This is a genomic window from Fundidesulfovibrio magnetotacticus (assembly GCF_013019105.1).
Taxonomy (GTDB): Bacteria; Desulfobacterota; Desulfovibrionia; order Desulfovibrionales; family Desulfovibrionaceae; genus Fundidesulfovibrio; species Fundidesulfovibrio magnetotacticus.
Genome location: NZ_BLTE01000013.1, coordinates 156,309 through 167,057 on the forward strand (window position 1 = coordinate 156,309; position 10,749 = coordinate 167,057).

General features: G+C 72.7%; 10 protein-coding genes and 4 tRNA genes. All 14 read left to right on the forward strand.

Translation table 11 applies throughout. From position 1 onward, the window contains the following. Positions 1–56: 56 nt before the first annotated feature. Positions 57–1,607 carry an ASKHA domain-containing protein gene (locus NNJEOMEG_RS14395; RefSeq protein WP_235956978.1) on the forward strand — a complete coding sequence of 517 codons (1,551 nt, stop codon included), beginning with the start codon at positions 57–59 and terminating at the stop codon, positions 1,605–1,607. Then, the gene (locus NNJEOMEG_RS14400; RefSeq protein ID WP_173085660.1) at positions 1,597–3,156 is read left to right on the forward strand and encodes a small ribosomal subunit Rsm22 family protein; all 1,560 of its coding nucleotides are present in this window, start codon (positions 1,597–1,599) and stop codon (positions 3,154–3,156) included. The genes NNJEOMEG_RS14395 and NNJEOMEG_RS14400 overlap by 11 nt, the downstream gene beginning before the upstream one ends. Continuing rightward, a complete protein-coding gene (gene lipB / locus NNJEOMEG_RS14405; RefSeq protein ID WP_173085662.1) occupies positions 3,156–3,809 on the forward strand; it encodes a lipoyl(octanoyl) transferase LipB in 654 nt (217 codons plus the stop codon). Before NNJEOMEG_RS14400 ends, lipB begins: the two co-directional genes overlap by 1 nt. Further along, positions 3,757–4,683, forward strand: coding sequence for a lipoyl synthase (lipA, locus tag NNJEOMEG_RS14410; RefSeq protein ID WP_173085664.1), 927 nt, complete (start codon positions 3,757–3,759; stop codon positions 4,681–4,683). Before lipB ends, lipA begins: the two co-directional genes overlap by 53 nt. A 75-nt stretch (positions 4,684–4,758) precedes the next feature. Beyond that, positions 4,759–5,295 (forward strand): dTDP-4-dehydrorhamnose 3,5-epimerase, encoded by a 537-nt coding sequence (gene rfbC / locus NNJEOMEG_RS14415; RefSeq protein WP_173085700.1) that lies wholly within the window; start codon positions 4,759–4,761, stop codon positions 5,293–5,295. 23 nt (positions 5,296–5,318) lie between these two features. Next, entirely contained in the window at positions 5,319–6,749 is a 1,431-nt protein-coding gene (locus tag NNJEOMEG_RS14420) for a mannose-1-phosphate guanylyltransferase/mannose-6-phosphate isomerase (RefSeq protein ID WP_173085666.1), read from the forward strand. 1 nt (position 6,750) lies between these two features. Next, positions 6,751–7,299 carry a cytochrome c3 family protein gene (locus NNJEOMEG_RS14425; RefSeq protein WP_173085668.1) on the forward strand — a complete coding sequence of 183 codons (549 nt, stop codon included), beginning with the start codon at positions 6,751–6,753 and terminating at the stop codon, positions 7,297–7,299. Positions 7,300–7,304: 5 nt separating this feature from the next. Beyond that, a complete protein-coding gene (locus NNJEOMEG_RS14430; RefSeq protein ID WP_173085670.1) occupies positions 7,305–9,347 on the forward strand; it encodes a molybdopterin-dependent oxidoreductase in 2,043 nt (680 codons plus the stop codon). Next, positions 9,344–9,985, forward strand: a complete 642-nt coding sequence (locus NNJEOMEG_RS14435) for a 4Fe-4S dicluster domain-containing protein (protein WP_173085672.1) — start codon at positions 9,344–9,346, stop codon at positions 9,983–9,985. The genes NNJEOMEG_RS14430 and NNJEOMEG_RS14435 overlap by 4 nt, the downstream gene beginning before the upstream one ends. A gap of 168 nt (positions 9,986–10,153) precedes the next feature. Continuing rightward, positions 10,154–10,229: transfer RNA gene (locus NNJEOMEG_RS14440), tRNA-Thr, on the forward strand. A 12-nt stretch (positions 10,230–10,241) separates the two neighbouring features. Next, positions 10,242–10,327: transfer RNA gene (locus NNJEOMEG_RS14445), tRNA-Tyr, on the forward strand. Positions 10,328–10,388: 61 nt separating this feature from the next. Next, positions 10,389–10,465, forward strand: a tRNA-Gly gene (locus NNJEOMEG_RS14450). Positions 10,466–10,499: 34 nt separating this feature from the next. Further along, positions 10,500–10,575: transfer RNA gene (locus tag NNJEOMEG_RS14455), tRNA-Thr, on the forward strand. Positions 10,576–10,638: 63 nt separating this feature from the next. Continuing rightward, positions 10,639–10,749: GTP-binding protein (locus tag NNJEOMEG_RS14460; protein WP_173085674.1), on the forward strand; the 111-nt coding region annotated here is incomplete at its 3' end.

The following is a 10,749-nucleotide window of genomic DNA, read 5'->3' on the forward strand; positions in this document are numbered from 1 at the left end:
GCGCCGCGAAAGCGCCAAAATCCTTGCGCTCGGCGCGTCAAGCGAGCATCCTTCCCATGCCGATGAACATCTTCACCATCGTTGACAAGGCAGGCGGGCCGGACCGGCCCGTGAGCGTCTCGCCCGGGCTCACCCTGGCCCAGCACCTCTACATCGAAGGCGCTTTCGATGGCCGCCCCCTGTGTTCGGGCGCGGGCCGTTGCGGGAAGTGCGCCGTGCTCTTCGAGCCTGGCGCTCCCGCGCCGGAGCTCGCCGAGGAGCGCGTGCTCGAACCGGAGCGCCTGGAGCAGGGCTGGCGGCTCTCCTGCGCCCGCCCCCCGCTGCCGGGCGCCAGGGTGCGCGTGCGCCTTGCCCCGGAACGCACCCCGCCTCCCGCCCCCCGCGAGGTCTGCCCCGGGGCCGTGCTGGGGGTCGACCTGGGCACCACGTCGCTGCACTGGCGCTTCGAGCGCGGGGACGAGGCCCTGGGCCGGGCCCTGCCCAATCCGCAACTGGGCGCGGGCAGCGAGGTGATGTCGCGCCTGGCCCTGGCCCGTGTTCCCGACGGGGCCCGGAGATTGCGCCGGGCCGTTGTCCTGGCCGTGCGCGAGGCCGTGGCCGCGCTGCCCTGCCTGCCCGGCGGGCTCTGCCTGGCGGGCAACTCCTGCATGACCTTCCTGGCCCTGGGCATGGACCCCTCGGGTCTGGCCGCCGCCCCCTACCGCCTGGACTGGCCGGGAGGGGACTTCGCCGAGCTTGACCCAGAGCTTCCCCGGGTCTACATCCCGCCGCTTCTCGCGCCCTTCGTGGGCGGCGACGTGTCGGCGGGTCTGGCCGCCCTGGAGTTCTCCGGCGCGGCCCCCCGCGCCCCCTTGCTCCTGGCGGATCTCGGCACCAACGGCGAGTTCGCCCTGACCCTGCCCGACGGCCGGGTGCTGGTGGCCAGCGTGCCCATGGGCCCCGCCCTGGAGGGCGTGGGCATGTCCCGTGGGATGCTGGCCGGACCGGGGGCCGCCGTGTCCTTCGCACTCACCCCGGCGGGGCTCGCGCCGCGCCTCTATGAAGGAAGCGCCGGGCCGCTCCGGGGCGTTTCGGGCACGGGCTACGTGAGCCTGCTGGCCAGGCTGCGCGCCATGGGCGCGGTGGAGGCCACGGGGCGCTTCGCCCGCGAGGCCGCCTCGCCCCTGGCCGCGCGCGCCCTGGCCGGGCTGCGCAGGGAAGCCGACGGAGCGCCGGTCCTGGACGTGGCCGGGGTCCCACTGCATGGGAGCGACGTGGAGGCCCTGCTTGCGGTGAAGGCCGCCTTCGAGTCCGCCGTGGGCATCCTGCTCGAAACGGCAGGGCTCCGCTTCGCGGACCTTCACGAGGTGCTCCTTGCCGGGGCGCTGGGCGAGCACGTCTCCCCGGCGGACCTGGAGACCCTGGGCTTCTTCCCTCCGGGCGGGAGCGCCCGCGTGCGCGCGGCGGGCAACACGTCCCTGGCGGGGGCCTGCCTGGCCGCCGGGCGGGCGGACGTGCGGGAGTGGCTGGCGGGCCTGCCCGGCAGGACCAGGCCGGTGGACGTGGTGTCCTCCGGCGGCTTTCAGCGGCGTTATCTCGACGCCATGAGGTTCGATCATGCCCGATGAGCGCGGGGTCCGTCCCGGACGGTGCGTCCCCCTTTTCCCCCGGCCGGGGGCCAAGGCCATGCAGGCCCTGGAAGGCTACCGACAGGTGCTGGCCCAGGCCCATCCCCTGCGGCCCAGGCACCAGGCCGAGCTCCCCGGGGAGATCAAGCGGCTCTCCCTGGCCCTCACGGCCGAACGCGGCCCCGGGCCCCAGGCCAACTACCTGGCCGCGCCGGGCGCGCTGGCGGCCTATCTCCATTATTTCCTGCCGTGGAACCTCTACCGGCTCTCGCGCCTCTTCGCGGGTCTTGCTCCGGATCTGCCCGAGGGATCGAGCGTGCTCGACCTGGGCTGCGGCCCCCTGACCATGGTCCAGGCCCTGTGGATCGCCCGGCCGGAACTGCGCGGGCGCAAGCTGCGCTTCGTCTGCGTGGATCAGACCGGGCAGGCCCTGCGCGCCGGGCGCGCCCTCTTCGAGGCCCTCTCCGGAGAGGCTGGCCGCGCCTGGAGCGTGGAGACTGTGCAGGCCCCGGCCCACAAGGCCCCCCAGGAGCCCTTCCGGGCCGTGTGGTCGGCCAACGCGGCGGGCGAGATGGTGCGCGGCCGGGGCGAGGAGGGGCACGAGTCCCTGGAGCGCTCGGCCGGGCTTTTCCTCTCGCGCCTGGCCCACGACGGCCACGTGCTCCTGGTGGAGCCGGGCACGCGCCACGGCGGTCGACTGCTCTCGCGCCTGCGCGAGGTCTTCCTTGAAGAAGGGCTGGCCCCGCAGGCCCCCTGCACCCACCACGACGCCTGCCCCATGCTGGCCCCGCGCTGGCGCTCCTGGTGCCACTTCGTTTTCCCGGCCGACGACGTGCCCCGCTGGCTGGCCTCGCTGACCCGCGCCTCCGGCCTGGAGAAGGATCGCGCCAGCCTGAGCTTCCTGCTGGCCGGGGCCGAGGTCCCCGAACCGGCTGTGGACCGCTGGCGGGTGGTCTCCCACCGTTTCCCCCTGGCGGGGGGGCAGGGGGCCTACCTCTGCGGCGGGGAAGGCCTGCGGCTCCTGGGCTTTTCGACGCCCCCGCCGGGACTCGTTTCCGGGGCGCTCCTGGAGGCCCGGCTGCCCGAGCCCCGCGAACGCGACCCCAAGAGCGGGGCCTGGCTGGCCGCCCTGGACACGGAGCCCGAGCGGGAACGGACTGCGGAGGCCCCCGAGGCCCACGGGGCCGGACCGCGCGAGGAGCGCGGCGTCTCAACGAAGCCCGGCGTTCAGGCCGACCCCAAGCCCGGTGGCGCGCCCGGTTCCTCGGCCGGTCGGGGCGGCGGGCCGTCGCGTCCGTCCGGCGCTCCGCGCCCGAAAGGCGGACGGGCGACCGGCCCTGCCGGGGGCGCGACGGGAACCGGCAGGGAGGAGCGCTCCCGCGCCCCGGCACGGACTTCCGGGGACGCCCCGCCTCCCGCGCGGCCGCACGGCCGGGGCCCCGCCCCCGGCAAGACGCCCGGCGGCAAGCCCGGCGGCAAGCCCGGCGCGCGCCGCCCGTCCGCTCCGGCGAGGGGCAGGGGCGGCCGGGGCGGGGGAGGCAGGCCCTGATGCGCGTCATCGATCTGGGACGCCTCACCTTCGCCGAGGCCCTGGCCATCCAGGAGGCGGCGGTTGAGGAGGTCCGGGAGGGAGGCGAGGAACGCCTCTACGTGCTGGAACACCACCCCGTGATCACCTTCGGACGCCACGGCGGCGAGGCCTTCCTGCTGGCCTCGGCCCCGGAGCTGGCCCGGCGCGGCGTGGAGGTGGCCAAGGCCACGCGCGGCGGCAGCGTCACCTGCCACTTCCCGGGGCAGGCCGTGCTCTATCCCATTCTGCGGCTCTCGGGCAGGCCCGGGGGGTTGCGCGCCCACTTCGAGGACCTGGAGCAGGCGGCCATGGACGTGCTGGCGGCCATGGGCGTGCCTTCCGGGCGCTCCGAGGGCCGCCCCGGCGTGTGGTGCGGCCCGCGCAAGATCGCCAGCGTGGGCGTCGGCGTACGCCGCTGGGTGAGCTACCACGGCATCGCCTTCAACGTGGAACCCGACGTTTCCCTCTTTTCCCTCACAACCCCATGCGGACTCGCAGGGGTGGAGATGACCTCGGCCTGGGCGGAACTGGCCCGGCTGGGGTTGGACACCGCCCCCGCAGAGGTCCAGGGAGTCAAGCATGCTCTCGCCCACGCCTTCGCCCGGGCAGTCCTCGCCCGGCGGGAAGCCTAGCCCGCGCCTGCCGGCCTGGCTTCGCGTCAAGCAGCCCCGGGACGGGGTTTTCCCCGGCACGGCCCTGGCCGTGGCCGAACACGGCCTGCGCACGGTCTGCCGTCAGGCGCGCTGCCCCAACATGTTCGAGTGCTTCGGCCGTGGCGTGGCCACGTTCCTCATCCTGGGGGGGGCCTGCACGCGCTCCTGCGGCTTCTGCAACGTCGCCCACGGCGTCCCGGAGCCCCCGGAGCCCGACGAGCCCCTGCGCGTGGCCCAGGCGGCCGCGCGCCTTGGGCTCAAGCACGTGGTGATCACCTCCGTGACGCGCGACGACCTCCCCGACGGCGGGGCCATCCAGTTCGCCGCCTGTGTGCGCGCCGTGCGCGAGGCCCTGCCCGGGGCCACGGTGGAGGTGCTCGTGCCGGATTTCCAGGGCAGCCGCGAGGCCCTTCAGATGGTGCTGGACGCCGGCCCCGACGTGGTGAACCACAACCTGGAGACCGTGCCCGAACTCTACTCCCTGGTGCGTCCCCAGGCGCGTTACGAGCAGAGCCTGGAGCTTCTGGAGCGCGTGGCGAAAAGCGGGCGCGCCTCGGCCAAGAGCGGGCTCATGCTGGGGCTTGGCGAATCGCCCGGCCAAGTGGAGCGCACCCTGGCCGACCTGGCTACGGCGGGCTGCCGCATGGTCACGGTGGGGCAGTACCTGCGTCCGGGGCGGCGCAATCTGCCCGTGGTCCGCTACGTGCCGCCTGAGGAGTTCGAGGACGTGGCCCGCATGGGCCGCGCCCAGGGCATCCCCGTGATGTACTGCGGCCCGCTGGTGCGCTCCAGCCACAACGCGGGGGACTTCACGGACGGCATGCGATCGCAGGGTTCGCCATGTTGCCCCTGACCCGCTCTTAGGCTACAAGCCGCGCAACGTTTCGCGCAACGAGGAGGTGCACCCGTGGGCTTTCAGGCCGCTGGCATGCCGGGACTCTGGCTCTACACCCCCAAGGTCTTCAAGGATGACCGGGGCTTCTTCATGGAAAGCTACAACCAGGCGGGCTTCGCGGCCCAGGGCCTGGAGACGGCCTTCATCCAGGACAACCACGCCCTCTCGCGCAGCAAGGGCGTGCTCCGGGGACTGCATTTCCAGAACCCGCCCAAGGCCCAGACCAAGCTCGTTCGCGTGACGCGCGGCGAGGTGCTCGACGTGGTGGTGGACCTGCGCAAGGGCTCCCCCACCTTCGGGCAGTGGAAGTCCTTCCTCCTGTCGGAGTCCAACTTCCTCCAGCTCTACGTGCCCAAGGGCTTCGCCCACGGCTACCTGACGCGCACCACCGACGTGGAGTTCCTCTACAAGGTGGACGAACTCTACGCCCCTGAGCACGACTCCGGCATCGCCTGGAACGACCCGGACCTGGGCATCGACTGGGGCTGGACCGAGCCCGTGCTCTCCGCCAAGGACGCCCAGCTGGGCCGTCTGCGCGATCTCGACTCCCCCTTCGTCTTCGAAGGCTGAACCACAAGCCAGAGGCTCCCCGCATGCAGGCCACCCAAGACCCCAAGGCTCCCTTCGCTGGTTGTCACGCCGTGATCCTGGCCGGAGGCTCCGGAACCAGGCTCTGGCCCCTCTCGCGCACGCTTTTGCCCAAGCAGCTGCTCTCCCTGGACGGCGGGCAGACGCTGCTCAAGCGCACCGTGGCCCGCGCCCTGGGCGCGTTCGACCCCTCTGGAGTCTGGGTGGTCACCAACGAGGAGCACGTCTTCGAGGTGCGCAGCCAGTTGCGCGAGCTGGGTCCGGACCTGGAGCGCGGGGCGCTGGCCGAGCCCATGGGCCGTAACACCCTGGCCGCCATCATGCTGGCCCTGGACAGGATCGTGGAGCAGGACCCCGACGCCCTGGCCGCCGTCTTCCCCTCCGACCACATGATCGAGCCCGCCGACGGCTGGCGCGAAACCCTGGCCAAGGCCCTGCCCCTGGCCCGCGAAGGCCGCCTGGTCACGTTCGGCATCCGCCCCGCCAAGCCCGAGACCGGCTACGGCTACATCCGCACGGGCCAGCCTCTGGGCGAAGGGGCCTTCGAAGTACGCTCCTTCGTGGAGAAGCCCGGCCAGGAGCAGGCCCAGGCCTACGTGGAGAGCGGCGAATACTATTGGAACAGCGGCATGTTCGTCTTCCCCGTGCGCCTCTTCCTGGAAACCGTGCGCGACAAGCAGCCCGTGTTCTGGGAGTGGTGGGAAACCCGCTCCGGCGCGGGCCTGGCCGCAGGGTACGGCCTGCTCCCCGACATCTCGGTGGACTACGCCGTGGTGGAGAAGATGGAGCGCATCGCCGTTGTGGAGGCCCGCTTCGACTGGGACGACCTGGGCAACTGGGAGGCCATCCACCGCCTGGGCGCGAAGGATGCCAGGGGCAACTCCGTGCAGGGCGACGTGATGGCCCTGGACTGCGAGGGGAGCCTGCTCATCTCCCAGGGCGGCAAGCTGGCCTGCGTGGGCCTGAAAGACATGATCGCCGTGCAGACCCGCGACGCCACCCTGGTCTGCCCGCTCTCCGAGGCCCAGAAGGTCAAGGACGTGGTGGGCGCGCTCAAGGGCGAGGGCAGCCAGCTGGTCAACGCCCACGTCACGGTACGCAGGCCCTGGGGCAGCTACACCGTGCTGGAGGAAGGCCCCCACTACAAGATCAAGCGCATCCAGGTGCCCTCGGGCGGCAAGCTCTCCCTGCAGATGCACCACCACCGCTCCGAGCACTGGGTGGTGGTGACGGGAACGGCCCTGGTGGAGGTGGACGGCAAGGAGATGCTCCTCACGGAGAACCAGTCCGTGGACATCCCCAAGACCGCCACACACAGGCTCTCCAACCCCGGCAAGGTGCCCGTGGAGATCATCGAGATCCAGACCGGCCCGTACCTGGAAGAGGACGACATCGTCCGCTTCGAGGACGTGTACGGCCGCAAGGCCAAACCCTAGGGTGGAGCGGACTCCGCGCAGGGGCGCTCTCGCCCTGGCCGCCCTTGGCCTGGCCCTGGGCCTGGCCGCCGGGTGGATGGCGGCCCCGCGCTTCGCCTGGACCGCCCTGAGCCAGCCCGTGCGCTTCAGCCACAAGGCCCACCTGCGCCAGGACCTGGACTGCGCCCGCTGCCACTTCGCCGGTCCCGGGGGGGGCTACTCGGGCTTCCCCCGGGTGGGCGTCTGCGCCGCCTGCCACGCCGAGCCCACGGGCGGGCGCTCCGAGGACGAACGCGAACGCGACCGCCTCACCGCCCTGTACGTGCGCCCCGGGCGGGACGTGCCCTGGCTCTGCGCCCTGCGCCTGCCGGGCCACGTGCGCTTCGTCCACGCCCCGCACCTGGACGCCTCCTGCAGTTCCTGCCACCCCGACATGCGCCGGGAGGACGCCCTGAACGTCACCGTGAACCGTGTCTCCGGGGCCTCCCGCCAGGCCATGACCATGGACCGCTGCCGGTCCTGCCACCTTGAACGGGGCGCGCCCTCGGGCTGCGCCGCCTGCCACGGGTAGACCCCGTGGGCTTCGGGCGCAGACGCTTCGTGGGCCTGGCCGCCGGTTTCGCGGCCGCGACCGCCGCCGGAACGGCCCTCTCGCCTGCCCCCTGGCGGCTGGCCCGGGACGCCTACACCCGCGCCCAGGACCGGCCGGACCTCCCCCAGCCCCCGCGCGAGCCCCTGGAGGAAGCCTTCACCACCAGCCTCGCCTGTCCCTCGGGCCAGGGCCTGCGCGTGCTCCTGGCCTCGGGCCGCCCCGTGCGCTGCCTGGGCCGGGAGGACCACCCCTTGAGCTTCGGCGCGGCCACGCCCCTCGCCCAAAGCGAGCCCAGGGAACTCCACAGGCCCGACCGCGTGCGCTCGCCGCTGCTCAAAAAAGACGGAGCCTTCGTCCCGATCTCCTGGGCCGCCGCCATGGACCTCCTGGTGGAGCGCCTGCGCGCCGCCGGGGGCGACATCCTGGCCGTGGGGCCCCCGCGCCCGGGGACCCTGGCCGCGCTCCTGGACGTCTTCCTGGAGCGGCTGGGGGCCGCGAGCGCCCCGCGCATGCCCTCCGAAGGGCTGCAGGCCGCGCGCGCCGCGCGCATCATGGGCCTGGACGCCCGCCCGGGCTACGACCTGGACAACGCCCGGGACGTGGTGGCGGCCGGGTCGGACCTCTTCGGCTCGCTGCCCGCCTCGCCGCACCTGCGCCGCGCCTGGGCGGGGAGGGCGGGGCGGGGGATCTGTCTGGCCCCGGTCCGGCCGGACTGGGCCTGTCTCTGCGAACGCTGGGCGCCCATGGCCGCCGGGTCCGGCGCGTTCCTGGCCCTGGGCGCGGCGCGCGACCTGGCCTCCATGGGCCGCATCAAGGGCGACTGGCCCGACCTGGCCGAGTTCCTGGCCCTGGTCCAGGCGCGTTTCGGTCCCGTCGAGGTGGAGCGCGCCACGGGCGTGCCCGCGGAAGTCCAGCGGGAGGTCGCCCTGCGCGTGGCCGCCGGGGCGCTTTTCGCGCCGGGCGCGCCAGAGGGCGCGGGGCCGGGGCTGGCCCCCTTCGTGGCCGGCTACGCCCTCATGGCCCTGGCCCAGGGCGTGAACCGGCCCGGGGGGCTCTTTCTGACGCGTCCCCTGAGCCCCCTGGCATCCGGCGGCGACCTGCCCGCCGTTTTGCGCGCCCTTGCCATGGGGCGCGCGTCCGCGCCCGGCGTGCTCCTGCTCGTCGAGGCCGATCCCCTTTCCGCCCTGCCCAGGCCGGAACTCACGGCCCGAGCCCTGGCAAGGGCCGCCTTCCGCACGGCCTTCACCCCGGTGATGACCGCGTCGGCCCGCCTCTGCGACCTGATCCTCCCCGCGCCCATGCCCCTGGAGCGCCATGGCGACGTGGAGACACCCCACGGCTTGGCCTTCGCCACATACGGGCTGGCCCTGCCCCTGGTCCGCCCCCAGGCCGACGCCCGCCACCCCGGCGACGTGCTGGCCCATCTGGCGCGGCGTCTGGGCGTGCCTCTGGAGCATGGAAGTTTCCCCGAGGCCCTGGAGTCGCGCGTGGCGGACCTTGAAGCCTCGGGCGGCTACGTGGCGTCTGGCACGCCGCCCTGGCGCGTGCTGGCGGGCGAGCCCCTGCCCGCGCCCCAGGCCGGGCTTCAGGAGGCCCTGGTCAGGGGGGGGCTGTGGTGCGATCCCCGTCCCGTCCCCGCGCGCGGCATGTCCCTGGGGGCGCGCTTTCTGGCCCGGGCCCTGGCCCCGGAGCCCATCGATCTCGGCCTTCCCTTGCGCCTGGCGGTGTCGGGCTCGGGTTTCCCGGGGCCGGAACCCTGGAGGCCAGAGGCGGACGGGGCGCGCTGGCCGGAGGTCCGCGTGAGCGGGGCCACGGCCGCCGCCAGCAGGGTGAAGGCGGGCCAGACGGCGCTCTTGCGCGGCAGGGAAGGGGAGGCGCGCGTGCGCGTGGCCCTGGACGAGACGGTCATGGACGGCCACGTGGCCGCCCGCGCGCGCGATGTCCTGGCCGCGGCGGCGTTCGCCTCCGGCCCGGAGGGATCGGTACCGGCCTGGGACGGCACGCCCCTGGCCCTGGAGAAGGCATGAGCGCGATCGAAGACCGTGGATTCGGGCTGCTGGTGGACCTGGACCGCTGCACGGGGTGCGGGGCCTGCCGCACGGCCTGCGCCCTGGAGAACAACGTGCCGCCCTCGGCCGGCGCCGAGGGGGAATGGCTCGCGGTGGAGCGTCTCGAGAGCGTCGGAAAGGGCGAGCAGCTCGACGTGCTCTTCGTGCCCCGCCCCTGCATGCACTGCGACGCCCCGCCCTGCGTGGCGGCCTGCCCCACGGGGGCCACGTGCAAGGACCCCGCCTGGGGCGTGGTGAGCCAGGTCTACGCCCGTTGCATCGGCTGCCGCCTGTGCATGAGCGCCTGCCCCTACGGCGCGCGCCGCTTCAATGCCGCCGATCCCGTCTGGCCAGGCGGCATGGAGCGGGCCTTCACGCCGTGGGCCTCGTCGCGCCCCCGCTTCGTGGTGGAGAAGTGCACGCTGTGCGCCCACCGCATCGGCGCGCAAGGGCTGTTGACGGCCTGCGCCGAAGCATGCCCCACGGGGGCCATCCGTTCGGGCGTTCCGGGCGAACTGCTGGAGGGGCGGGAGGCTTTCGTGCTCAGGCCCGGGACGGGCGCCAGCCCGCGCGTGTGGTACGTCTCGCGCAGGGATTGGGCGCGCGATGCGGGGTAGGGCGGGGGAACTTTCGAAGAAATGCGGCGAATCCGCGAAGGACGCTTGACAAGGCGGGTTCCTTCTGTCAGATGGGCCGTCGCTCTTTGAGAGATTGTGCGTTGGGCGCAAGGCGGAAAAAAACGCTTGCGCGCTGTTCGAAGATGGGCTAATCCTCCGCGTCTTGGCGCTGGCGTAGCTCAACTGGTAGAGCAGCTGATTTGTAATCAGCAGGTTGCGGGTTCAAGTCCCTTCGCCAGCTCCAGGAAAAAGGTTTGGTGGGGTTCCCGAGTGGCCAAAGGGAACAGACTGTAAATCTGTCGGCGTCAGCCTTCGGTGGTTCAAATCCACCCCCCACCACCACGAACAATTGAATACGAGGCGCAGGAGACGGGGTGACCGTCGTTCGGACTGCGGGTACGACGCGGGAATAGCTCAATTGGCTAGAGCATCAGCCTTCCAAGCTGAGGGTTGCGGGTTCGAGTCCCGTTTCCCGCTCCAACGTCACGTCCCACCGGTCGCGCTTCTTTGACGGGCCCACGTAGCTCAGTAGGTAGAGCACTTCCTTGGTAAGGAAGAGGTCACCGGTTCAATTCCGGTCGTGGGCTCCATACATCACTCAAAATAACTGGCGGCAGCCACTCCAAGAACGACCACTCGAGAGGGGGATCACCATGGGCAAGGCGAAATTCGAGCGCAACAAGCCGCACGTCAACATCGGCACCATCGGTCACATCGACCACGGCAAGACCACGCTGACCGCCGCCATCACGAAGCTTTCGCAC